Genomic DNA, 21,399 nt, shown 5'->3' with positions numbered 1-21,399 from the left:
CATGCCCAACAAGCTGTCGCTGATTCGCCGTGCCCTGCTGGCGCGTCTTGGCACCATCACCCCGGCCAATGGCTACCGTACGGAAGCGGGCGCCAACGTCCAGTCCGGCTGGCTGAATGAGCTGATCGCTCAGGAGGGCATTTCCTACCCCCTGATCGTCGTACAGCCAGCCAAGGACCAGGCGCCCGGCAAGGGCCCTGCTGCGCTGCGGATGGCTAGGGGCTTCCACGTCATCCTGGCCGTTTCCAGCCAGCTCAACGACTACGAGGATGAGCTCGACGAGATCGAGCTTGATGTCCTCGAGGTGCTGATGCCGATCGAGGGCCAGTTCCCGCAATGGGGGCGCCCTCATCTGGCCGGTATCACCGTTGGTGCGCCGGAGCGCCATCCGCCTGGCGACGGGATGAGTCCTGCCGCTGTTCTGATCCCTGTTTACCTTCACACCGTCATCGAGGGCCGCATCCCATGACTGACAAGACCCAAGAAACCACCGACCGCGAGCCCCAGCGCTTCGAGGTCACGCTCATCAAGCCGCACACCCACGCCGGCAAAGAGCTGCAGCCCGGCGAGAAGATCCGGGTGACGGCCGACCAGCGCGCCTGGCTGCGCGAGTCTGAAGTGATCGAAGAGCCCAAATCCACCGCCGACATCTCGAAGGAGAAATAAGATGCCGTTGAAGAAAGAGACATTCGTCATCGGCGGTTGGCTGAAGGCCCGCGAGGCCGGTACCAACCTGCCGTTCCAGAAGTGCGGTCTGGTCTCGACCATCCAGCACACCATTGAAACCAACGATATCACCCTGGCCGACACCACCACCCCGCAGGGCGGCGAGTACGACTCGGTGTCGCGTGTCACCAGCGTGGGTCTGTCGGTCAACTTCCGCGAGCTCTACACCTGGGTGCTGGGCGCCCTGGTCTGGGGTGACACCACCAGCGTGCCCTCGGCGACTATCACCGACGAGACCCACCTGGCCGGCGTCGATGGCACCATCGCCCTGGCGCAGATGCCGCTGACCATCGCCAGTGTGGCGGCCGATACCGGCTCCACCACCTTCAAGGAAGACGACGACTGGGTCATGACCGGAAGCGGCATCGAGCCGGTACCGGGCGGCGCCCTGGAAGCGGCCATCAAGGCAGCCGGCACCACGCCCTACAGCGTGAAGGTCAGCTACACCTCGGCAACCGTGGACGTCGTCCAGGCGCTGACCAACAGCGGCAAGACCTTCGAATTCCTGTTCGAGGGTGAGAACGCTGCCGGCACCCAGAAGCGCATCGAGGCCCGCTACTTCCGCGTCCGCCTGAACCCGGCTTCCAGCTTCGACTGGATCAACACTGAGGACTTCATGGGCGCCGAGACCACCGCCAAGGTGCTGCTGGATTCCTCAAAGGTCGGCGCCGGCCTGTCGAAGTACTGCCGAATCCGCAAGGAGGTGTAACGAGCTGCTCGGTGACTGGCTGATGCCACTCATCCAGGCCCTGCTCAAGCTGGGTCTTGGATGGCCGAAAGAATGATACATTCATCACATTTTGGGGAGGGATGCCCATGAGAGTCGTTCTGACCGCTATTGCGCTTCTGCTAGCCGCTGACACTTCACAGGCGGCAAACGTCTTTAAGTGCGTTGACGCCAAAGGCAAGATCACCTTCACGGCGCAGGCGAACTGTCCTGATAACCACTCGCTAGACGACGTCGTGACCGCGAGGAATCCGACGATCAGTTCAGAAGGCGAGGAGACGGTAATGGCGCAGCGCCGGATCTATCGATCACCAAACCGCACCTACTACGGTGCACCACCGCCATCGGTTGCTGCTACCGACGGCGTAACGGTAGTAGGTGCAAGTAGAATCCGACCTGATTGTGATACCGGCCTGAATGACCAAGACTTGCGCACCGCCAAGGTACGCGGCGAAATCGTCCCGGGCATGACCCGTGGACAGGTCGCGAGCGTGCAGGGCGATGACCCGCGCAGATCTCGTGGCGGTGCTGGCACTGATGTGAAGGTCAGCCATGACTATAAAACCGCGACTGCAGTCAGCTACGACCGCAACGGTTGCGCAGGTAGTGTGAGTACTTGGCAGCGGCGATAGAGTGTTCATGCGAGGTAGATAGATGAGCACTCATATCAGAGTGGGTGCACCGTTCTGGCGCTAGCTATCAGTGCCAGCGCCAGATTCGGACCTTGCGGTACTTGATAATCTTGGCTGCCCGGCCGGAGTGGCGAATCCAAAGCACCTCGAATAGGTACATCGGCAAGGCAATTACGATGGTGACCATGGGTGAGGTAATCAGCGGGCCCTTGGTGAGGTACAGCGACTCCTTCATGCCAACGGCAATCGCCCAGAAGCCGAACCAGAGTAGGAAGATGATGAGCGATGCGTGTCCACGGCTTACTTCCCTGCTGATCCAGACTTCATCACGGCGATGCTTGCGAGTCCACATAAGCTCGCGTCGGGCGAACCCTCGGGCGATGGCCCTGATTCCCCACTGATTCTGGCTAGCTTGACTGTGAAGCTTCTTGGCTAGGCGAATAGTCAGGCGCAGGGCTTTCTCGGCGAGATAGCCCAGTACACCAACGGCTAGAGTGCTCCATACCGTGTTGCGAGGTTCCTCCCACAGCCAGGCGTGCTCGGTAAGGTGGGCGAGGATGGATTGCACAAGCCATTCCGTCTGATTGGATAACTGATCATCGGCAATTAGACGAATTTCTTGAGGTCGTGCCGTTCGTAAAGACAGACGTGACTCCAGCCAGCGGCATGGCTAGGATGAGAGCTTTGGTCGATTCTAGGTGCAGCATGGATGTGCATTTTGAGTGGTATGAGGAGCTTCCTGAACAATGTCCCCCGTCTACCGCATTCAGCGTGGAGGGTTTCGTCTGCTATCGGCTATGTAAGGCAGCCGTTGTAGAAGATGAAGATTTTCACTCTCACCGAAAACTATTTCCGGCGAGAGTTTTCAATGCGCCTGAATGCAGGGCGCGTGCTATTTCAGTATTTACGAATCCCAATGACCTAGATAATTTGCTTAAGCTTTCCATTCACAAGGGCAAGGCGAAGGTTAAATTAAATCTTTGCGGGGCTGACGGTCTGGCTATGAAGTCGGGTAGGGACAGCCATTATTCATGGTGGCGCTCGAAGACTTTTAACGCCAAGGCTGCTTGTATGGGGGTCTCATGAAGTCCTTGAGCCTTGTACATGTGTTGCTTGATTATGATTATCCTCAGGTCTTCGTTGCTCGGGATATTATCGGTGTTCGCTATATCTGCATGGTTTGTGAGGAGACAGCGAAAGGCCCGGTCTTTGTTTGCATGCCGATTTCCAGTAAGAGATGTGATGCTCTGCTAAAGGGTAAGGTTGATCTTAGAATTGTTTATGATGAGCCAGAGGTTCGGGAGTATTATTTGGCAGAGCCAGATAATCTTAATGTTGAATTCCAAGCTCGCCATCAAGTAATGGATGCCTTACCTTTGAACTGGCTTCCAGAGCCTGGTCTTACTTTTGATTTTGATGAGGTTTTGCTTAAGGCTCAAGAATTGAATTCTACAGTCGCTTATGCATCTTTATCTGTGCCTGAAGCTACAGGTGAGCCAAGGATAAGATCGCGCAAGCTGTCAGCTTTTTTGAGCATCTATCAATCAGTTCTCAAGAATCTAGCCAGGTCCTCTGCTAAGAGTTCTGGTAAGCCTATTCCCAAAAATGAGGAGCCATATGAGTCGGATGTTTTTGGCTTTAGTTATGGCTCTTTCACGGTTCAGATTCGTAGTGCGGATCCTTGCGATATTTTAGGAGAAAACAAAGCTCTAGTTTCGGCATTCCAATTGCTGAATGAATTTCTAGATGTGGCTGGCCAGCCTGATTCGGCTATGGAATTTTTGTCTTCTTTAAAAGGGCACGCTGCCTCTTCATTGATAAGCCTTCTCTCGTTTGTTTCGGAAAACAACTGTCAGTTTATTAATAGTTGGTCTACACCGGGCATGGCGTCTTCCAATAAAAGCCGAATTAGAGCGGCAAGCGCGCAAAACATAATTCAGCGCTGCCGGTTGCGCGAGGACTTAGGCGTCGAAAGTTTGGAGCTTTTAGGGATAGTAGACTCTGCGGATGTCTCCGCTGGTACGTGGAAGATACTGGTGGATGGGGTGCCTTACAGTGGTGGTGTAAAAGAAGGTTCAGGTATAAATCTCGCAGGGATTACTCTTCACGGTCGGTATGTCTTCCGGTGTGAAGAGAAAATAGAAATTTCCTTGGGTAGTGGGCGAGAGTCTAGAAAGTTAAGTTTGATTAGCCTCGAAGCAAGATGATTGTTGTAGAGATAAAAACCCGCTTCGGCGGGTTTTTTAATTGCCCAGGAGAAAGCCATGTCCGACCTATCCAGCTCCCGCGTCCTGAACCTGGACGGTCGGGAGATAATCGTGCGCGAGCTGACCGTAGCCGGCGTCCGCCAGATGCTGATGCCTGACGCCACAGACGATGTTGTCGGCGCTGCTCTCTTCGAAGAGGTGCGACTGGTCGATTTGCAGCGAATGACGTCCCTCAGCACTGAAGACGTCGAGTCGCTGAGGCCGAGCCAGCTGCGCCAAGTGCTGGATGCCTGCCGGGAAATGAACCGCGATTTTTTCGCGATGCTGGCTCGTCTGGCCAGCATCCAGGGGAAGCGCTAGTACACCTCGAAGCGACCATCTGTTCCTTGATTCGCCACGGCCATCACCGAGTGCTGGAATACCCATGGCGCCTGTTCCTGCGATCCCTTAAGGCCTGACCAATGGCAGACGTTGAACTCCGGCTGCAGGCCGACCTGACCGACGCGCAGCGGAATATCGCTGGCTTCCGCAAGGAATACGGTGCCCTGGTGCGTGAGGTGGAAAAGCCTCTGCGGCAGGTGAATGCTTTTCGCGATCTGGAAACGGCGTTGGAGAGCGCCCAGCGCGGCGCCAAGAACGCCCGCGAGCGGGTCCGTGACCTCGGCAACCAGATGGCGGCCGCAGCCGTGCCAGGCAAGGCTCTTCAGCAGAGCTATCGAGATGCCGTCTCGGACCTGCAGCGGCTGGAGCGCCAGGGGGCAACCTACGTCACTCGCCTGACCGCGATGCGGCGTGAGCTGAAGGCCGCCGGCGTGGATACCCAGGACCTGGCCGCCGAGCAGGCGCGGCTTCGCCGGGAATACAACCAGCGCGTCCAAAACGGCGTGCTGGCCAGCAGCCTGGCGAGCTCCCGCAGCAATCTTGGCTTGGATCAGTATCAGGCGCTGCGGCAGGAGCTGGCCCGGCTGACTGCTGACTACCAGCGGCTGACCAAAGAGGGCACCCTCTCCGCCACTGAACGTGCAGTAGCGGAGCAGACCTATCGCGCTCAGCTCGAAAAGACCCAGGCCGCCATGGCGCGGATGCGTGGTGATAAGGACCAGAGCGCTGGCGCTGGCAGCGGGGCCGCCTTGCTCGCTGCTCGGAGCGCATTGGGGTCCGCCGCTTTGGTGGCTGCCGGACTAGGCGCCGCGGTGGCGGCTACTGCCAAGCTCGCCGATGTCATCGGAAGGGCAACCGACCCGATCAAGCAGATCGATGCCCAGCTGAAGAATGCGACCGGAAGCACCGAGGAGTACAACCGCGCCCAGACAGAGCTGCTGCGGATCGCCGAGGAAACCCAGACCCCCTTGGCGACGAACGTTGGGCTCTATGCCCGGATGTCCCCGGCGCTCAAAGAGGCCGGCAGAAGTCAGACTGAGGCCCTGGGCGTAATCGAGGCGGTCGGCCTGACACTGAAGATCAGTGGCGCCAGCGCTGAGGAATCTGCCGGCGCCATTCTCCAGTTCTCCCAGGCCCTGGGCTCTGGGGTGCTCCGTGGCGACGAGTTCAACAGCGTAGCCGAGCAGTCGCCGCGCCTGATGCGCGCTCTGGCTGAAGGCATGAAGGTGCCAGTGTCGACCCTTCGCGATCTGGCCGCACAGGGCAAGCTAACCGCTGACATCATCGTTGATGCTCTGACAAAGCAGCTGCCATCGCTGCGCCAGGAAGCCGAGGGCTTCGGAAACACTTATGCGGGTGCGCTTCAGAACCTGTCCACTGCATCGCAGCAGATGGTCAAGGAGCTGGACAACGTCACAGGCGCTTCCGCAGGCGTGGTGGCTGGGATCAACCAGATCACTGCTGCGATCAAGACCTTGAACTCTCGGGGGAAGATCGAAGCCGGCTTCGATCTTGATCCTCAAGCAGCCGCCCACGCTCAGGAACTCATCAAGGAAATCGAGCTGGTAAAAGGCCGTCTTGAGAGCATCCCTGATGCTGCCGCGGGCGGTCAGAAAGCCTATCTCGCCCAGCTTCAAGCGCAACTGAAGGCCATTGTTGATGAGCAGCGCGCCGCTGCCGTCGAGTCCGGCAAGATCAACAGCCAGACCAACAGCGAGGCCCGAGCATCGCAGGAAGCCTATCAGCGCCAGCTGACGCAGCACCGCAACAAGCTCAAGTCCACCCGCGACCAGATCGTATCGGACGCCAAGGCGGCGATCAGCGAGCAGGAGAAGCTGGAGCAGGCGCAGCAGGGCAAGATCGATGACATCCTGGCCGAAAGAAAGGAGATCCAGAAGCGGTTCACCTCGACTGTTTCCCAGCTGCGCAACGGCACCGCAGAGCCAAGCTACGGCGCTGCGCAGGACCTCAAAGCCTCTGCCCAGTCGGCGCTGCGCCAGGGCGATTTCAAGACCGCAATGGAGCAGGCCGAGCAGGCTCGCCAGATGCTGCTGGAGATGCAGCAGGCCGGCCAGAGCACCTATGGCCTGGAAGGCTTCGCCAAGCAGCTGCAGGCGATTGAGCTGGCGGCCAACGATCTGGAGAAGACCGACGCCGAAAAGAAGCTGGACGCGATCAGCACCAAGCTGGCCGATCTGAAGAGCAAGGCCTCCGAATTGGAGAACCTGCAGGTCACGCCGACTCTGGACGATGCAGCAGCTGCGGACCTCGTCGAGAAGATGAAGGCACTGGCCAAACAGATCGGCACCGAGGCGACGGTGACGCTGATGGTCAATCCCATTGCTCCATCGGATGCCATGAAGGCTGGTGGGCTGGAAGGCGGCGGCCAGATCAACTTCCCGGGTGCGCTCCAGACCCTGCAGGTGCCTATACAGCCGTCGCTGGATCAACAGGCGGCAGCTGCTGCCACCTCCCAGGTGCAGGCGCTCATCGAGCAGCTCAAGCAACAGGCGGTGATCCCGCTGACGGTTGCGGTAGGTCAGGCGGGCACTGCGGACGCAGCAGCAGTTCCTGGCTTCGCCACTGGCGGGCAGATCTCCGGTCCTGGCACAGGCACCTCGGACAGCATCCTGGCGCGCCTCTCCAATGGGGAGTTCGTCATGCGTGCGGCCGCAGTTCGGCACTACGGTCCCGATCTGCTGGAACAGCTGAACGCCCGGCGCCTGCCACGTTTCGCCACCGGCGGGGCGGTAGGTCGGGTGCCGGCAATCCCCCCGGTGGCTGCGGCGCTGCTGCAAGGTAGCGACCAGGCCTTCCTTGGCACCATGGATCTGGCGCTGCCCGGCGGTGACAGCCTGACCGTGTCGGTGCCGGCCAGCCAGCGCAGTGAACTGGAGATCGCCCGGAAGAAGTTCGGCCGACCCCGGACACGTGGATAACCCGGCCCGCCTCGCGCGGGCTTTTTCTTGACTGGAGTCGCTATGGCCGTTGCGCGCGTGATGCTCGGCGGAATCCCGCTGGTTGCCCATGATGGGCCGCCAAGCCAGCAGTACAAGGTCGGCGCCGAAGGCCGCGCCCGGGTTCGTTTGAGCCAGGGCGCGCTGGTGAACATGCGTCACTGGGCCAAGACCGCCATCACCGTCAGCGGAAGCGGGTGGATGGGCCCAGGCCTGGACGGCCTGAACTTCGACCAGCCCCTGGAACTGCGCTGCACTCAGCCGCGTTCCATCCGGGGTACCGGAACCAGCTTCACCCTGACCAGCACCCCGCGGCCCGACGTCGCGCCCTGGGCGCTGGCCCTTGTAGACACCGAGTGGGTCACGACTCCGGCCAGTGTGGCCGACCAGGTGGCTACCGTGACCCCGGTCGATGGCGCCACGCTCTACCAGGTGCAGTGGATGCCCATGTTCAGCGTCTACGTCGACCGCGAGGAGGCGATGGACGCCAGCGCCGCAACCTTCGACTGGACCTTGACCGCCGAGGAGGCGTGATGCTCAACGCCTACCCGCTGAATGCCCAGCCGCTGAATGCCGGAGGGTTAGGCCAGGGCGATGGTCCTGGGCCCAATCCTCCGGTACCGGTGGCGCCGGCGCTTTCCTTCACCTGGCGGCTGGTGCTGATGATCGGTGGCGTGGACTACTCCGCGCAGCTGACCGGCTCGGTATTGGTGGGCCGGGAGGAGGGCGCCGCTGGCCTGGCCACCGTCATCATCTTCCTGCCGCCCGGGCCGATTGTGCCCACCGACTGGATCGGCCGCCCGGTGACGCTCGACTATGTGAGCGAGCAGGGTGTCGTGGTCACGCAGTCCCGGCGCTACACCGGCCAGGTCTCTGACCCGTCCTACGACGCCACCCAGCGCCTGCTGACCCTGAACTGTAGCGACCAGCTCCAGAAGCGGGTCGAGGCTATGGCCATCACCGACATCGACGCACTGGTCGGCGGCTACTGGTCGGACGACGTGTTCGAGCCCACCGAGGGCCGTAGCCGCTGGGACTATGCGGGCGAACGCCTGGGCACCATCCCTTCGAGCCTAAATGCCTCGGCCGCCGGCGCGCTGCGGGTCACGCCTTGGTTCGCCAAGGCCCCGGCCTTCGAGTTCGGCGCCGGCACTACCGTCTACCAGAGCATCCGCGTCGAGCTCGCGCAGCTGGACCGACTGACCAACGTCATCCAGATCGAGGGTGGCTATCGCTACGCCCGGCTCTGGCAGCAGAGCAACGGCTACACCTGGGTGCATCCTGAGACCAACGGGGCAAGCGGCCTGGGCGGCTTCTGCCAATGGCGAAAGGAGTCATCGGACACACCTGATGTCGAGATGATCGAGTCTGCGGTGAGTGGTAGCGGCCAGACTCTGGTGGCCGGCAGCTACTACACCATCCCGCTGAGCATGCCGAACCCGTGCGGCGATGGGATCCCGTGGATCAACGTCTATGAGGGCCTTCTGCTGTCGGCCAGCTTCACCGGTGCCCGCCGCTGGACCCAACAGGTCACCGAGAGCTTGACGCTCAAGGTCTATGCGCCCTCCAGCGTCGCCCAGGCCGGGGAGCAGGTGTCCCGCGATCGCCTGGCAGTCCAGATCGAGGATGATCGGGCCGACGCCTGGGAAAGCGATGAGGTCACCGGCGGCACTGACGGCTTCACCGACCTTGGAAATTTCACCCGGCGCGCTGCGGCCATCGAGGTGCTACTCCACCAAGCGCAGACCACCATCCTTAGCAGCCACCGCGATACCACCGTCAGCTGGGACTTTCCCGCCAGCATGTGCCTGGGCGCAGATCTCGACCAGACACTCAGCCTGGCTGATCAGGGCGTGAAAGCCGTTGGGAAATGCCGGCGGCTTGAGGAGGCCTACGACCTGGAGTCAGGCAGCGCCCTGATCACTACCACCATTGCGGTCATGCGTGGCGGTGGTACCGATGCGGACGCCCTCAGCGCTCCGCCGGAGACCACCAGCAGCCCGAGCAGTGGCAGCAGGGGCTACGCGCTCGACACCCAGCTCGATGGGCACTACGACAGCGGCGACTATGACCCTGACCGTGACGGCTTCTCGGGGATGTACAGCAATGTGCAGGACACCACCCTGGAGAAGTTTCCCCGCCGCATGAAGGTCACGGCGCCGGAAATTCCAGCCGCCTTGCGAGATGAGCAGGCCTACACAACCACCGCGGAGTACCGGGTGGTCATACCGAACGACACCCTGGAGCTCTGATATGGCACTTGGAGACGCCCGGCGCGCTAGTGGCAAGGCGATGGAAGCCGCACGGCGCGCCATTGGGACATCGAATGAGGCGGAGCGTCGCGGGATCGGCGCGGCTATGGAGGCCTCCCGGCGCGGCACCACGGTGGACGACATCAACGCCGTAGTGGCGGCGCCCCGGGCGAACAAGGCGCTACCCGAGGTGCAGGCGCGCGGCGGCGTGCCCGCTGCCAGCGGTACCGGCGAGTTCAAGCCCCGGGCGGCGACCAACACTGGCGGGGGTATCGCAAGCCCGCTGACCGAGAAGACCAAGTCGGTCGACGGGAAGACCGTGCCAGACCGGGAGTATTACGCCGGCGGCCTCACCAGCAGCGATGGCCTGTTCATCCTGCCGGCCGTCAAGACCATAAACATGACGGACGCCAATGGCGCTGCAGTCCAGTTCCAGTACGCCGACCCGAACGGTACGGTGGCCACCGAGGTGCCGACATGACCTCGCCCGTCTGGGGTTGCCCCTATCACGGCCTGGTCGAGGGCGGAAAGCTCAAGCTCTCCAACGGCAAGACGCTCAGCCACCCGCACAAGTACGTCGACAGCTATCCCTTTACCGGCTCGACCATGCTGGTCAAGCACCCGCTGGCAAAGGCGGTGCAGCGGAGCGAGGAGGAAGCCGCAGACGATGCACAGCGTGGCTGGCAGTGGTGGGATAGGGCGATCATTGGCGGTGGCCAACTTCATGGCGGCCAGCTGTACGGCTGGATCTACATCGATCCGGACGGCGCCTGCTGGCGGGTCACGTTCAACTTCGTGAGCGCTGACTGGAGCATCAAGCTCGACAGGTTCGGCGTGCTTTCTGGCAAGCCAGAGTCCTACACCTACCCGGTCGCCCAGCCCAACCTTGACCAAGACACGCCGGCGGTCACCCAACCCCCTGGCACCGACGCTGGCTACGCGAAGCTCCTGCACCACGCGACGGTGACCGGCGACCGGGCGGCGATTGAGCTAGCGATGGATTTCGGCGCCGAGCAGCCCTGGCGCTATCGCCCGGTCGGCTGGCTTGAAGTGAGCCTGAAAGGGAAGGGGGCTGAGTGCCAGGCTGCCCTGACGACGATCTATACGCAAGCCCAGACGTTGGGCGTCGCCAGCGAAACCCTGGTGGCCGGCCAGGCGAGCGACTGGTACCTCGACAACGACCAGCTCATCAACGGCAAGCGGCCTGCCGACAAGTACCTGATCGATCACCTGATCCGCCAGGGCACCGAATCGCGCGGCTTCTCAGGGTGGGTAGTGGGCATCTACTACGACCCGGACGGTACCCGCCGGATCTGGAAGCTATCGATGCTCTATCAGCGGGTGCTGAACATCCCCGCTCTGGAGCACGAGGGGCCAACCAGCTTCCCGAATGGCGCGCCGCTCGTGGGCAAGTGGACGCTCAAGTATTCGGTTTCGGATAGCCTGCGGGCTGCGGTGTCGTTGGATGGCTCAGAGGTGGTTGGCTGGAGCGTTTCCACTGCCCAGCAGCTGGAAGAGACGACCGAGTTCACTGGCGACAGCACCAGGACGTACCAGAGCTCAAGTAAGGGGCAGGCGAACTACTCCACCGGCGAGTCGCAGACGATCAATGACTCAGCCACGCTAAATCCAGCTGACCGACCGATAATTATGGGTGGCATCGTCGCCGCATCTCCCAGCGAGGTCGCAGCGGTCCCGGGCGGTATCCCCTACTGCATCAGCAACAACGCCAGCAGCTGGTTGAAGGATGGTCAGTCGGTGGTGGTGCGCATGATCCCCCACCGGATCTCCTACCAGATGTTCGGCGCGGCTCTGGCCTACGGGTCGACTGATCAGGGCGAGACCCACTGGCATCCCGATGTGGCCACACCTTCTGGCCTGCTGCAGCTGCCTGCCATTGATTCCGACGCCAGCTTCTTCCGCGAAGGCGGCAAGCTCTATGGCAGCTGGTGCCCTGTCACCTTCGCTGCAACCCGCTCCTACAAGCAGGTCTGCTACATCTAAGGACACACCATGAACTTCGTGAACAATTGGAGCCAGGCGGTGACGCTGGCCGCCGGCGATACCTCGTGCGCGCTCAGTATCCCGGATGGGGACTATCGGCTCACCCTCGCGGACTCGGCCAGCAAGCCGACGGCCTGGGAGATCGTCAGCGCCTCGGTGTTCGAAGGCACTGCAACCCTGGCCCGCGCCCAGGAGGGTACGACCGCACGCGAGTGGAAGACGGGGAGCATCATCTACTGCTCGATCACAGCCGGGATGCTCGACACTCTGTTTGCGGCCGCTGGGAACGTGACGAAGCTGCTGGGCAGGGTAGCCGACCTGGAAGGGCGCGTGAATGCGCTGGAAGGCGGCATTGCCCTGACCTCGGAGTTCAAGAACGGCGAGTTCTACGGCTTCACCATCAATCCCAACGACTATGCCTATCCGGCGGGCGCCATCAGCCCGAGCGGTGCGTCCACCATCCCGGGCGCCGCTGCTGCGCCTGGCGCCGACGGCGAGCTGATGGGGCTCATCTGGAACAGCCAGTTCCAGAACCTGATCATCACCATCCGCGGCAGCTACGCCTCCAAGGCCGACCTGCCGTTCGCCTCCTTCAAGATCGGCGCCCAGCAGTACAACATCTCCAGCTTCGGCAATCTCAACCAGCTGAATGGCGCGGTCTCGTGCTTCGTGAAGGTCTTGGATAACCCTCTCCCCGAGGGCACCCACAAGATCAGCTTCAGCTAACCCCACTCAGTTCTGGAGTAGCCAGCCATGACGCCGGCCTGCATTCCCCTGCGCATCATCCAGGGAACGACGCTCAACAAGGTCCTGCGGCTGATGCAGCCGGGCCGGATCTACCGCGACATCACCAGCATCGCCGCCACGGCGCCGGTGCGCATCACCGCTCCCGGTCACGGCCTCATTGGTACTTGGCCGGCCTGGTTCGCCGGCGTTGTGGGGCTGCCGAACCTGAACCGCGATCCAGCCGGCGCCCGGCCGCACATGGTCAAGGTCATCGACCAGGACGCCCTGGAGGTCAACGTCATCGACGCGAGCTGTGCCAAGCCCTCTGCCGGCCGCCTGATCTACCTGCCGCCGCTGGACCTCACCGGTGTCACCGGCCGCCTGCTGGTGCGCCCTGAGATTGGCGCCGCGTCAGTGCTGGAGCTCACGACTGTGAACGGTGGCCTGGTCGTCGATGGCCTGGGCCTGCTGCGCATCCACCTCAGCGCCGCAGCTACCGCCATCCTCGGCTGGACCCGCGCCACCTGGGATCTGGAGCTCACCTTCGCCGACGGCACGGTGACGCGCTTCGCCCAGGGCGAGGTGGAGGTCGGACTGGAGGGCTGCCCATGAGCTGCGATTCTCCTGGCCTGATCGTCGTCGAGGACGAGCACTGCATCGTCGTGGAGCCGGAGCCCGAGGTGCTGGTGGTTGCTTTCGGTGACCAGGGCCCACCCGGGCCGCCGGGCAAGTCTGGAAGCGGCTCCGCGATGATCAGCACTGATCCGGATAACCAGCTTATCGAAGGCTCCGACGAGGGCCTCTACGTTCCCGAACCTACCGGCGCCGACTACCTGGCGCTCTACTACCTGGCCAGAGGCTGACCACGAATGAACATGAACCAGCGCATTACCCTGTTGGCGCAGGCCATTGCTGCCGACGTGAAATCGCTCAAGGCCTCTGTCGGCGACCTGACCGGTCTGAGCACCACGGCCAAGAGCAACCTGGTGGCAGCGATCAATGAACTGCGCGGCATGATCACAGCCAACACGGCAGTGATCGACGACACCAAGGGGAATGGCGATACCGGCTTCACCTGGTCTGCCGACAAGATCTACGACACGATCGAGGCGGCAAAGGCTGCCGTGAAGTCGGACATCCTCGGCGGCGCAGACGCGGCCTACGACACCCTGAAGGAACTGCAGGACATCATCAAGGCGGACGAGACTACCGCTGCGGCCCTGGCCACTGCCGTCAATAACCGCCTTCGCTTCGACGATGCCCAGACCCTGACCCAAGCCCAGAAGGCCCAGGCCTGCGCCAACATCGGGATAGGCGACCCCGACACCGACTTCGCCGCCGCCTACGCCACGGCCAAGGCCTAAGCCATGGCCACCCTAGCTGCGCGGGTGACCGCGCTTTCCCAGGCGGTGGCCGCCGACGTGAAGGCCCTCACCGCTGCGGTGGCTGCGCGCTTGCCGCTTACCGGCGGCAGTTTGTCGGGCGCGATCAACGAGGCTGCGCCGGTCACGCTGGCATCGGCTGCCACGGTCAATATCGGCGCTGCGACTGCTAATACCATCAACATCACCGGCACGACTACCATCGGCGCCTTCGATACGATCGCCGCTGGCGCCCGCCGTACTCTCCGCTTCTCCGGGGCACTGACCCTGACTTATGACGCCACCAAGCTGATCTTGCCCCGAGCAGCCAACATCACGACTGTCGCCGGCGATGTTGCTGACTTCGTCAGCCTGGGTAGTGGCAACTGGGCGTGCATTGGTTATGAGCGTGCTACTGCAGCATCTGCCAAAGGCGATCTTGGCTTGGCTAAAGGGGATGTTGGGCTGAGCAACGTCGACAACACCAGCGACGCCAGTAAGCCGGTCAGCACCGCCATGCAGAGCGCACTGGACGCCAGGGCACCGAAGACTTCGCCCCAGTTCACGGATGCCGTATCGGTCGGCGATAAGGGCACTTTCACCGCCCGCGGTACTCCCTCCGGAAACCAGACCGGGATGACGCTCAATCTGCCCTCCGCGCCAGCAGATAAGCGTTCATTCGAGATCCTTTCCTCTACGTCGGAAAACGGCCGCCTGACGTTCCGCACGATCAACGACGCTTACACCGCTGCTCATGAATTCATGATCGCCTATCGCTCTACCGCTGCAGACCACACGATGGACCGCGTGATCTTCCGAGCGGTGAGCATGGTGGTCGGCCAGAGTGATCAGCTCAATAGCGCTTACCGGCTCCAGGTGCTGGGCGGTATCTATGCGACCGGCCCTATCCGGCCCGGCCAGTACACGCTGGCGACATTGCCATCCGCATCGAGCAATTCCGGAGCGGAAATCGATGTGACCGACGCGAGTGGAGGCCCCAAGCGGTGCCGCAGCAACGGCACAAACTGGATCATCCTCAACACGACCACCACGGTGTCCTGACATGACGACCCTTACCGCGCGGGACATCCCGTACGAAATCAAGATCCGCCTCGACGCCGATGGCATCCGAGGGGCGCAGTATCAGACGCTGCGCCAGTGGCTTCTGCCAGATGGCACCGTAGATCAGGAGCGCGAGAACGACGTGGTACCGCTCGCGCTCGTCGATGACGGCGTGAGGGCATTGTTGGCTGGGGTGCTCGGCGAGACCACGGCCACGGCAATAGCGCATAACGCAGATCTATCTTCTGCCTTGGATGAAGCCCAGACCAAGGCTGCTGCAAGCGAGGCGGCGCTGACCGAGGCCCAGGCCGCCATAGCCTTGCTGAAGGACCAGATTGCCGATCTGACTCAGCCTGCTGAGTCCACCGCCCAACAGCGCATTGCCGCGCGGCGGTACCAGGCCCAGATTGCTGGTACCACGCTGGAGGGCATGCCGGTCGACACCAGCACCGACAGCCAGGCGCTGATCACCGGTGCTGCCCTAGCCGCTGTGCTCGACAGCAACTACGTCTGCCGCTGGAAGATGGCCGATAGCACTCGGGTCGAGCTGGACGCCAAGATGATCATAGCTGTGGCCTCTGCCGTGCGCGATCACATCCAGGCCTGCTACGACCGTGAGGCCGAACTTCTGACGGCGGTTGCCGATGGAACGTTCAGCGAGGCGATGCTGCAAGAGGGCTGGCCGGCGTGAACCGATTCCCCGAGCCACTGCAGGCCGAACTGCAGACCGACCGCAAGACATGGCGCCTCCTGGCGCCATTTTCGTACCTGGACCCCGAGCAAGGCCGCCTGACGGTACCGCCCGGCTTCGAGACCGACTTCGCCAGCGTGCCGCGCCTGCCGGTGATCTTCGACCTGGTAGGCGCCTATGGCCACGCCGCCGCGGCGCTCCACGACTGGCTCTACAGAACCTGTCTGCTGCCGCGCGAGGATGCCGACCGGGTCTTCTTTAATGCCCTTCGGTCCAGCGGCATCGCTCGTTGGCGTGCCTGGCTGATGTGGGGCGGAGTCCGTGTCGGTGGTGCCAGCCGCTATGGTGCCGGCTGAAATTCTCACGTCCGTGCGGAATCGAGCCGCCTAATACGGACCGACGCCTGATTCCTCACGATCATGAGGACAACAAACCCGCCCAGCGCGGGTATTTTTTCGCCTGGAGAAAGCCATGGCTCTCGACATCATCCAGACCGGCGCCATTGCCCCGGCCTTCGCGCTGCTGCCTACCAAGATGGCCGGTAAGCGCGCCACCGTCATGCTGCTGGGCATCGGCCTGCAGGAATCGCGTCTCCAGTTCCGGCGCCAGATCGGCGGCCCGGCCCGGGGGCTGTGGCAGTTCGAGCAGGCCGGCGGCGTCCGCGGCGTGCTAACCCATCCCGCCAGCAGGCCGCACGCGCTCGAGGTCTGCGCTGCCCGTGACGTGGAACCCACCGCACCGGCGGTCTATGAGGCCTTGGAGCGCGACGACGTCCTGGCCGCTGCCTTCGCCCGCCTGCTGCTGTGGACCGACCCCAGGCCGCTGCCGGCTCTGGGCCAAGTGCAGGAAGCCTGGGACCTCTACGCCCGTGTCTGGCGCCCGGGCAAGCCGCACCCGCAGACCTGGGAGGCGATCTACGCCCAGGCTCTGGCCGCGGTGCAGTGATGGGCGCCCTTGAGCAGTACAGGGCCTGGCTTATCGCTGGCGCCGTTGTCGTGCTGCTTGCCATGGGGACTGGCTTCGGCTGGGTCCTCAATGGCTGGCGTTTGGAGGGCAGGGTGGCACGGGCTGAAGGCGCGACCGAGCGAGAGAGCAAGGAGCATCAAGCTGACCTGGCCGCCATCTCGAACGCCGCGGTGCAGCAGGTCACCCAGGCCCTGGCCAAGCAGCAAGAAGCCCAGCATGCCGTAGCCGAGCTGGACAAGAAAGCCACGAAGGAAAGGAATGATGCGAAAGCTGAGAATGATCGCCTGCGTGCTCGCCTTGATGCTGGCGGCCGGGTGCGGGTCGCAGGCAACTGTCCAGCCAATCCCGTCAGTATGCCCACAGCCGCCGGCACCACCAGCGTGGACCATGCAGGAACCGTCGAACTCTCTCCAGAAGCTGGACGCAACGTTCTCGACATCCGAGCTGGGATCATCGCCGACCAAGCAGCATTGAGAGCGCTCCAGGCTTACGTTCGAGAAGTATGCCTAGCAAGCCAATAGCCAGGCGTCCTACATCACCTAAACGAGTTAGCTAAACGTTCCCTGGCAGTCATGACATTGAAAGTTGTCCAAGATGTTTTCATCTACAATTTCTCCGGCCTTAGCTCCGACCGCACCGCCTGCCGCGCCTCCGGCCAAAGCTGCGAGAATGCCACCTGCCACTGCCCCTACAGCAGCCCCAGCTACTGCTCCGACTGGACCGCCCCGTGCACCAACCTTCGCGCCGGTTGCAGCACCAGTCGTAGCGCCGCTTACCGCGGCCATATAGCTAGCAATGCCACCTGCGGCCATTCCTGCTGCTGCTCCTGTTTTCTTGCCGTAATTTCGCGGTGAGACTTTGGTACTTTTACAAATGGGGCATGCACGGGTCATCTTGGTGGTCCTGTACGAGATTGGTAACAGCCAAGCTATCGGTCGTGCTTGTTGGTTCTTTAGGAGGTTCTTAGATCGAGCTGAGCCAGTGCAGCCTTCCGGCTATGCGCACCATACTTTCAGCCTCGAATGCGCCGGCCAGCCGGTATAGACGTTTGTCCTGGGCAGTCATGCGGCTGGTATCCTCCCGGGTGAAGTGACAGAAGTGAATGGTGCCATGCCGGGTGAAGGCGCTGGCCTTGCCGGCCTGGGCGGCGAAGGGGCTGTGTAAGGAAGACGGCCTGGAGGTGAGGGTTAGGGCCCTGCTGCCGGAGCACCGGCAGCAGACCAGCTATGAGAGGAGCTGGTGGCGGCAGGAGCCAGCTGCCATTGACTGCCGTTCGTCGCTGTCAAGCTTGCTGGTCCAGTCCCGCCTGACTACTGTATGAAAAACCAGTATCGGGCTATGCCATGGAACAAGTCGACGAGTTCGGCAGCTTCGGGGGGGACGACTTCGACCCGGACTGCCTGGAGATGATCAGGAACCAGCGCGATCTCTACGTCGAGGAGATCGCGATAATGCGCGGGATCATGAGCCGCCTGCGGCAGAACCTGCTGACGGTGCTGACCGAGCGCGACCAGCTGTGGGCTGAGGTCCGGATCGTCCGGGGCTTCAACCAGCTCAGCGTGCAGAATTGGATGGCCGGGGGCGGCGATGGAGCACCCGCGCCGCAGTTGGAAGAGATCGACGTGAAGTATCACGAGCTGCTGCTAGCGGTGAACATCTGCCAGAAGGAAAGCGAGCATCTCCGCCAGGAGCTGGCCACGGCCAGGGCGATGGCCATAGACGAAAAGATGGACGCCGATCGGCTTCGCAGCCAAGTCAGTTGGCTGCAGGGAAAACGGTAGGGGTTAGGTGTCGGCAGAACGCCGGAGGAGGGGTAAAGCCTTCCCCAAAACTGGCGCGTAAGTATGCGTCAGCAAAGGAAAGTATCGAGCAGTAAAACGACCTGTCGGAATAGGCCGTTTTCGGTCTGAAACCGTTGCGCTAGCTGGGTTTTGCCTGATTTACCAACGCATTCCAGGCCTTGATACCTGACAACAGGAGCGCAACTGGCATCTCAAGACTAGATGGTCGAGCCGCTATTTGATGGTCGCCGCTTATCGGTTTGCTACTACCGTCGGTATATAAGGGCTCGGCACAAATGTGAATCTCCTCATAATTGCGCGCGGAAGACTCCACAAGGATGAGAAGATGAATCCCTATCGCCAAATCGCCGCCGGTATTAGCGTTCTTTTCTGTGCCCTAGCCAACGGAGCGGGGAACGAAGCAAAGTTGTTCAAAGACTATACTTATCTATCAGCGCGTGATTCGTATGTGAACCAACAAGGCTACTACGATTGTTCGGCTGAGGTGGGTAGCGATGCTCTATGCAAGGACGATGTCCGCTTCATGGACCATTCCTTCACCGCAGCATTGGTTTTCTCGGCTGGAAAGCTACACCAAATTTCGCTGATGACTGAGCAAGACCAAGCAATCTTTGCCAGGCTTTTCGGTACACTTTCACAGACCTTTACTCTTGTCGCTCTTAATGATGGTAAGACTCAACTAGACATTCTGCACACCCTTCGAAATGACCGCTCGGCGAAGCAAACCATTACTAACTTCGAAGGGGGTGGGATAAACGGCGGATCTTTCACCTATGTTATGTTGGAGAAGGCCGCTGTGATGGATAAGGCGGATAGCCTTATTAGCGCTCTTGCACTACAGCCAGACACGGTGCGAAGCGCAGAGTTAATGGTCGTCGGCCAAGGAGCGGACTCTGTCATTGTTCTCAAATTTGCTTTGCCGAAACGTGAGGCTCAGCTGGTTCGAGACGCAGCACAGAAGCCTGCAGAATCGTTTTAAATATCTATAGGCAGGGATATTTGCCTGGATATCGATATCTTCTGGCCGCCTTTGGAAACGAAGGCAGGCCATTACGATCCTGCAGCTGTGAGACCTGCTTCCGCCGAGACGACCAGCATGCCTTAGCTAGAACGGGCCGTTCTGAGCACCGTCGGTAGGCCTAAAATCGTTTCCGCATCAACTTCTCGACCCCGCGCCATCACTGGGTTTGGTGAGGTCAAAGCTGCAAAGCTTGCGGAAACGATTCGTCTGTAAGACAATGATTCGACAGGGTTTTAGTGGCGGATTGCAAATCCGTGTACGCCGGTTCGATTCCGACCTCGGCCTCCACTATTGAGAGCCCCGTAGATCCCAGGTCTACGGGGCTTTTCATCATCCAGGGATGTATGAATACTGGATCAGGTTTTACGAATCCGCTTGTCTGAGGGTTCGGTTCTGCCCGAGTGGTGAAACTGGTAGACACAAGGGACTTAAAATCCCTCGACTTAACCGTCGTGCCGGTTCGATTCCGGCCTCGGGCACCATCCAAATGAAAAGGCCACTCCTGTTCGAGTGGCCTTTTTCGTTTAGGAGGGAATCGTCCAGTAGGGCGTTTCATCCGCATCGCGCTCGATACGTGAGCGGCTGTCGAGGATGAAGGCTTCGAGCATGGCCGCGTCGAGCAACTCGGTGCGGGCGATAGGGCGGTTCAGTACCGACTGACCGCTGCGGGAAAAGACCTCGACATCGTAGGCGCGCTGATCACGCGTGGAGATCACGCAGCGCAACGGCTCGAATCCGCCTTTGAGGGTGTTGAAGGCGCTGGCGAGTTCGACATAGAGGGTCATCCGGAAAAGCTTCCTGTTCAAAGGTGGCACTGTGACAGCATTGGCTGCTACAGGGTTTCACCTTTGCAGAAAAGTGCCGTCATATCGCGATGCTAGTCGCAAAATCCCGGCCCTGCTTTCGGAGTTTCATTGCCAGCCTTGCAGCCAGCATTCTGCATCCTGCAACTCGTGCCAGTCCAGCGTCCAGGTACGACGAGTGAGAACGGCTTGCAGATCTATCTGCGAGATGGGGTCGGTCTCGACTTCCGGGGTATGGACCCGGGTGACGATGAAGTGCTTTTGCCGTTCGCGTGGCTGGACGGCCGTCCATTTGCTGAGCAGCAGCTTGTGGGGGTTGATCTGACGTTGCTTCATCCCTGCATGGCCTCCAGCAGGGGTGCGCTGCGATAGCGCTGCAGCAGGGCTTCCAGGTTGCGATCGGGCATGGCGTGGGCCCTGAGCGCCGTGATGGTGCGCTCGACGTATTCCAGGGTGGTGCCGAAATGGCCGCAGGCCTCGGTCAGGACGCGATTGAGGATGTCATCGGGCAGGCTGCCGGCGTAGCAGGGCAGATTGCGCTTCAGCACGAAGCCGAGCGCCTGCACCTTGCTGCCGTCTTCCAGGTGGCATTGCAGCCAGCGGGGGCGGTAGGACCCATCCGGCATCTCGCGCTTCCAGAGGGCCAGCAGGTGATCGTCCAGTTGGTCATCCGGCAGCTGGTAGGCGAAGCCCGAGCAGGAGCCGCCGCGATCCAGGCCCAGTACCAGGCCGGGTTGCTCGGGGGTGCCGCGATGCAGCTGGGACCAGAGATAGAGACCGCGGTGATAGCCGTGCACCCGCGCCCGGCGCACGGCGACGGCGGGGCACTCGGGGCGCCAGATCAGCGAGCCGTAGGCGAACAGCCAGACCGGGCCGGGTTGGCGTTGAGCCAGGGTGGCTTCCAGGGAGGCCACCAGCTCGGGAGGGGTGAGCGGCGTGGCGGGCGCGAGCTTGGGGGGATAGGAATCGTGGATGCTGGAAGGAATCTGTCTGTGCATATGCCGCCTGGTCCTCTACCGCTGTAGCTGCCAGGTTCAGGAACCCGGCCCTAAGATCCTAACGAAAGTCCGGGATGAACTCC

General features: G+C 61.5%; 26 protein-coding genes, 1 tRNA gene and 1 pseudogene. 24 read left to right on the top strand and 4 right to left on the bottom strand.

The features are described from left to right. Nucleotide 1: 1 nt before the first annotated feature. The 4 genes from DBY63_RS10245 to DBY63_RS10230 all read left to right on the top strand — a co-directional run bounded on the left by DBY63_RS10245 (nt 2) and on the right by DBY63_RS10230 (nt 2,085). Nucleotides 2-469, top strand: coding sequence for a hypothetical protein (locus tag DBY63_RS10245; protein ID WP_108581846.1), 468 nt, complete (start codon nt 2-4; stop codon nt 467-469). Next, nucleotides 466-666, top strand: a complete 201-nt coding sequence (locus DBY63_RS10240; RefSeq protein WP_108581845.1) for a hypothetical protein — start codon at nt 466-468, stop codon at nt 664-666. Before DBY63_RS10245 ends, DBY63_RS10240 begins: the two co-directional genes overlap by 4 nt. A gap of 1 nt (nt 667) precedes the next feature. Beyond that, nucleotides 668-1,435, top strand: coding sequence for a hypothetical protein (locus tag DBY63_RS10235; protein ID WP_108581844.1), 768 nt, complete (start codon nt 668-670; stop codon nt 1,433-1,435). 107 nt (nt 1,436-1,542) lie between these two features. Then, the gene (locus DBY63_RS10230; RefSeq protein ID WP_158541723.1) at nt 1,543-2,085 is read left to right on the top strand and encodes a DUF4124 domain-containing protein; all 543 of its coding nucleotides are present in this window, start codon (nt 1,543-1,545) and stop codon (nt 2,083-2,085) included. A 67-nt stretch (nt 2,086-2,152) separates the two neighbouring features. On the opposite strand, the gene DBY63_RS10225 is transcribed toward DBY63_RS10230, so the two are convergent. Further along, on the bottom strand, nt 2,153-2,653 hold the full coding sequence (locus DBY63_RS10225) for a hypothetical protein (RefSeq protein ID WP_108581842.1): 501 nt from the start codon (nt 2,651-2,653) through the stop codon (nt 2,153-2,155). A gap of 514 nt (nt 2,654-3,167) precedes the next feature. Between DBY63_RS10225 and DBY63_RS24730 the strand changes: the two genes are divergently transcribed. The 20 genes and pseudogenes from DBY63_RS24730 to DBY63_RS10125 all read left to right on the top strand — a co-directional run bounded on the left by DBY63_RS24730 (nt 3,168) and on the right by DBY63_RS10125 (nt 19,997). Then, nucleotides 3,168-4,292: a DUF6575 domain-containing protein gene (locus DBY63_RS24730; RefSeq protein WP_146750245.1), complete on the top strand. Its 1,125-nt coding sequence runs from the start codon at nt 3,168-3,170 to the stop codon at nt 4,290-4,292. Nucleotides 4,293-4,349: 57 nt separating this feature from the next. Then, nucleotides 4,350-4,652, top strand: coding sequence for a hypothetical protein (locus DBY63_RS10220; RefSeq protein WP_108581841.1), 303 nt, complete (start codon nt 4,350-4,352; stop codon nt 4,650-4,652). 101 nt (nt 4,653-4,753) lie between these two features. Then, a complete protein-coding gene (locus DBY63_RS10215) occupies nt 4,754-7,612 on the top strand; it encodes a tape measure protein (protein ID WP_108581840.1) in 2,859 nt (952 codons plus the stop codon). Nucleotides 7,613-7,654: 42 nt separating this feature from the next. Then, nucleotides 7,655-8,164, top strand: coding sequence for a hypothetical protein (locus DBY63_RS10210; protein ID WP_108581839.1), 510 nt, complete (start codon nt 7,655-7,657; stop codon nt 8,162-8,164). Beyond that, the gene (locus DBY63_RS10205) at nt 8,164-9,882 is read left to right on the top strand and encodes a hypothetical protein (protein WP_108581838.1); all 1,719 of its coding nucleotides are present in this window, start codon (nt 8,164-8,166) and stop codon (nt 9,880-9,882) included. The genes DBY63_RS10210 and DBY63_RS10205 overlap by 1 nt, the downstream gene beginning before the upstream one ends. 1 nt (nt 9,883) lies before the next feature. Then, a complete protein-coding gene (locus DBY63_RS10200; RefSeq protein ID WP_108581837.1) occupies nt 9,884-10,363 on the top strand; it encodes a hypothetical protein in 480 nt (159 codons plus the stop codon). Then, the gene (locus DBY63_RS10195; protein WP_108581836.1) at nt 10,360-11,886 is read left to right on the top strand and encodes a hypothetical protein; all 1,527 of its coding nucleotides are present in this window, start codon (nt 10,360-10,362) and stop codon (nt 11,884-11,886) included. The genes DBY63_RS10200 and DBY63_RS10195 overlap by 4 nt, the downstream gene beginning before the upstream one ends. 9 nt (nt 11,887-11,895) lie before the next feature. Further along, on the top strand, nt 11,896-12,612 hold the full coding sequence (locus DBY63_RS10190; protein ID WP_108581835.1) for a hypothetical protein: 717 nt from the start codon (nt 11,896-11,898) through the stop codon (nt 12,610-12,612). Between the two features lie 27 nt (nt 12,613-12,639). Further along, nucleotides 12,640-13,224 (top strand): hypothetical protein, encoded by a 585-nt coding sequence (locus tag DBY63_RS10185; RefSeq protein ID WP_108581834.1) that lies wholly within the window; start codon nt 12,640-12,642, stop codon nt 13,222-13,224. Then, complete coding sequence (locus DBY63_RS10180; RefSeq protein WP_108581833.1) at nt 13,221-13,475, top strand: hypothetical protein; 255 nt, start codon at nt 13,221-13,223, stop codon at nt 13,473-13,475. The genes DBY63_RS10185 and DBY63_RS10180 overlap by 4 nt, the downstream gene beginning before the upstream one ends. Nucleotides 13,476-13,487: 12 nt before the next feature. Continuing rightward, entirely contained in the window at nt 13,488-13,976 is a 489-nt protein-coding gene (locus DBY63_RS10175; protein ID WP_256594375.1) for a hypothetical protein, read from the top strand. Between the two features lie 3 nt (nt 13,977-13,979). Further along, a complete protein-coding gene (locus DBY63_RS10170; RefSeq protein ID WP_108581831.1) occupies nt 13,980-15,035 on the top strand; it encodes a hypothetical protein in 1,056 nt (351 codons plus the stop codon). A gap of 1 nt (nt 15,036) precedes the next feature. Beyond that, nucleotides 15,037-15,726 carry a DUF4376 domain-containing protein gene (locus DBY63_RS10165; RefSeq protein ID WP_108581830.1) on the top strand — a complete coding sequence of 230 codons (690 nt, stop codon included), beginning with the start codon at nt 15,037-15,039 and terminating at the stop codon, nt 15,724-15,726. Further along, nucleotides 15,723-16,082: a DUF1353 domain-containing protein gene (locus DBY63_RS10160; RefSeq protein ID WP_108581829.1), complete on the top strand. Its 360-nt coding sequence runs from the start codon at nt 15,723-15,725 to the stop codon at nt 16,080-16,082. The genes DBY63_RS10165 and DBY63_RS10160 overlap by 4 nt, the downstream gene beginning before the upstream one ends. A gap of 115 nt (nt 16,083-16,197) precedes the next feature. Continuing rightward, nucleotides 16,198-16,671, top strand: coding sequence for a hypothetical protein (locus DBY63_RS10155; protein ID WP_108581828.1), 474 nt, complete (start codon nt 16,198-16,200; stop codon nt 16,669-16,671). Then, nucleotides 16,671-17,213 carry a lysis protein gene (locus DBY63_RS10150; RefSeq protein ID WP_218565010.1) on the top strand — a complete coding sequence of 181 codons (543 nt, stop codon included), beginning with the start codon at nt 16,671-16,673 and terminating at the stop codon, nt 17,211-17,213. Before DBY63_RS10155 ends, DBY63_RS10150 begins: the two co-directional genes overlap by 1 nt. 584 nt (nt 17,214-17,797) lie before the next feature. Then, nucleotides 17,798-18,013 (top strand): annotated as a pseudogene (locus DBY63_RS25210) (hypothetical protein); the annotation flags it as partial. 22 nt (nt 18,014-18,035) lie between these two features. Next, entirely contained in the window at nt 18,036-18,473 is a 438-nt protein-coding gene (locus DBY63_RS10135) for a hypothetical protein (RefSeq protein ID WP_108581825.1), read from the top strand. 346 nt (nt 18,474-18,819) lie between these two features. Then, complete coding sequence (locus DBY63_RS10130; RefSeq protein ID WP_108581824.1) at nt 18,820-19,473, top strand: hypothetical protein; 654 nt, start codon at nt 18,820-18,822, stop codon at nt 19,471-19,473. A 437-nt stretch (nt 19,474-19,910) separates the two neighbouring features. Continuing rightward, nucleotides 19,911-19,997 (top strand) — tRNA-Leu (locus tag DBY63_RS10125). 42 nt (nt 19,998-20,039) lie between these two features. Here the strand turns inward: DBY63_RS10125 and DBY63_RS10120 are convergent. From DBY63_RS10120 to DBY63_RS10110, 3 genes are all read right to left on the bottom strand, one after another. Continuing rightward, nucleotides 20,040-20,300, bottom strand: coding sequence for a hypothetical protein (locus DBY63_RS10120; RefSeq protein ID WP_007161858.1), 261 nt, complete (start codon nt 20,298-20,300; stop codon nt 20,040-20,042). Nucleotides 20,301-20,426: 126 nt separating this feature from the next. Then, complete coding sequence (locus DBY63_RS10115; RefSeq protein WP_007161857.1) at nt 20,427-20,654, bottom strand: TIGR02450 family Trp-rich protein; 228 nt, start codon at nt 20,652-20,654, stop codon at nt 20,427-20,429. Further along, a complete protein-coding gene (locus DBY63_RS10110; protein WP_042134379.1) occupies nt 20,651-21,316 on the bottom strand; it encodes a gamma-glutamylcyclotransferase in 666 nt (221 codons plus the stop codon). The genes DBY63_RS10115 and DBY63_RS10110 overlap by 4 nt, the downstream gene beginning before the upstream one ends. Nucleotides 21,317-21,399 lie beyond the last annotated feature (83 nt).

Source organism: Pseudomonas sp. RIT411, assembly GCF_003057735.2.
Taxonomy (GTDB): Bacteria; Pseudomonadota; Gammaproteobacteria; order Pseudomonadales; family Pseudomonadaceae; genus Chryseomonas; species Chryseomonas oryzihabitans.
The sequence above is the reverse complement of the archived record's forward strand: the minus strand, read 5'-3'. Positions and strand labels throughout refer to the sequence as shown.

What these genes read in the sequence shown, in the direction of transcription:
- DBY63_RS10245 (WP_108581846.1), top strand. Translation starts at nt 2, where the DNA reads ATGCCCAACAAGCTGTCGCTGATTCGCCGTGCCCTGCTGGCGCGTCTT.
- DBY63_RS10240 (WP_108581845.1), top strand. Translation starts at nt 466, where the DNA reads ATGACTGACAAGACCCAAGAAACCACCGACCGCGAGCCCCAGCGCTTC.
- DBY63_RS10235 (WP_108581844.1), top strand. Translation starts at nt 668, where the DNA reads ATGCCGTTGAAGAAAGAGACATTCGTCATCGGCGGTTGGCTGAAGGCC.
- DBY63_RS10230 (WP_158541723.1), top strand. Translation starts at nt 1,543, where the DNA reads ATGAGAGTCGTTCTGACCGCTATTGCGCTTCTGCTAGCCGCTGACACT.
- DBY63_RS24730 (WP_146750245.1), top strand. Translation starts at nt 3,168, where the DNA reads ATGAAGTCCTTGAGCCTTGTACATGTGTTGCTTGATTATGATTATCCT.
- DBY63_RS10220 (WP_108581841.1), top strand. Translation starts at nt 4,350, where the DNA reads ATGTCCGACCTATCCAGCTCCCGCGTCCTGAACCTGGACGGTCGGGAG.
- DBY63_RS10215 (WP_108581840.1), top strand. Translation starts at nt 4,754, where the DNA reads ATGGCAGACGTTGAACTCCGGCTGCAGGCCGACCTGACCGACGCGCAG.
- DBY63_RS10210 (WP_108581839.1), top strand. Translation starts at nt 7,655, where the DNA reads ATGGCCGTTGCGCGCGTGATGCTCGGCGGAATCCCGCTGGTTGCCCAT.
- DBY63_RS10205 (WP_108581838.1), top strand. Translation starts at nt 8,164, where the DNA reads ATGCTCAACGCCTACCCGCTGAATGCCCAGCCGCTGAATGCCGGAGGG.
- DBY63_RS10200 (WP_108581837.1), top strand. Translation starts at nt 9,884, where the DNA reads ATGGCACTTGGAGACGCCCGGCGCGCTAGTGGCAAGGCGATGGAAGCC.
- DBY63_RS10195 (WP_108581836.1), top strand. Translation starts at nt 10,360, where the DNA reads ATGACCTCGCCCGTCTGGGGTTGCCCCTATCACGGCCTGGTCGAGGGC.
- DBY63_RS10190 (WP_108581835.1), top strand. Translation starts at nt 11,896, where the DNA reads ATGAACTTCGTGAACAATTGGAGCCAGGCGGTGACGCTGGCCGCCGGC.
- DBY63_RS10185 (WP_108581834.1), top strand. Translation starts at nt 12,640, where the DNA reads ATGACGCCGGCCTGCATTCCCCTGCGCATCATCCAGGGAACGACGCTC.
- DBY63_RS10180 (WP_108581833.1), top strand. Translation starts at nt 13,221, where the DNA reads ATGAGCTGCGATTCTCCTGGCCTGATCGTCGTCGAGGACGAGCACTGC.
- DBY63_RS10175 (WP_256594375.1), top strand. Translation starts at nt 13,488, where the DNA reads ATGAACCAGCGCATTACCCTGTTGGCGCAGGCCATTGCTGCCGACGTG.
- DBY63_RS10170 (WP_108581831.1), top strand. Translation starts at nt 13,980, where the DNA reads ATGGCCACCCTAGCTGCGCGGGTGACCGCGCTTTCCCAGGCGGTGGCC.
- DBY63_RS10165 (WP_108581830.1), top strand. Translation starts at nt 15,037, where the DNA reads ATGACGACCCTTACCGCGCGGGACATCCCGTACGAAATCAAGATCCGC.
- DBY63_RS10155 (WP_108581828.1), top strand. Translation starts at nt 16,198, where the DNA reads ATGGCTCTCGACATCATCCAGACCGGCGCCATTGCCCCGGCCTTCGCG.
- DBY63_RS10150 (WP_218565010.1), top strand. Translation starts at nt 16,671, where the DNA reads ATGGGCGCCCTTGAGCAGTACAGGGCCTGGCTTATCGCTGGCGCCGTT.
- DBY63_RS10135 (WP_108581825.1), top strand. Translation starts at nt 18,036, where the DNA reads ATGGAACAAGTCGACGAGTTCGGCAGCTTCGGGGGGGACGACTTCGAC.
- DBY63_RS10130 (WP_108581824.1), top strand. Translation starts at nt 18,820, where the DNA reads ATGAATCCCTATCGCCAAATCGCCGCCGGTATTAGCGTTCTTTTCTGT.
- DBY63_RS10120 (WP_007161858.1), bottom strand. Translation starts at nt 20,300, where the DNA reads ATGACCCTCTATGTCGAACTCGCCAGCGCCTTCAACACCCTCAAAGGC.
- DBY63_RS10115 (WP_007161857.1), bottom strand. Translation starts at nt 20,654, where the DNA reads ATGAAGCAACGTCAGATCAACCCCCACAAGCTGCTGCTCAGCAAATGG.
- DBY63_RS10110 (WP_042134379.1), bottom strand. Translation starts at nt 21,316, where the DNA reads ATGCACAGACAGATTCCTTCCAGCATCCACGATTCCTATCCCCCCAAG.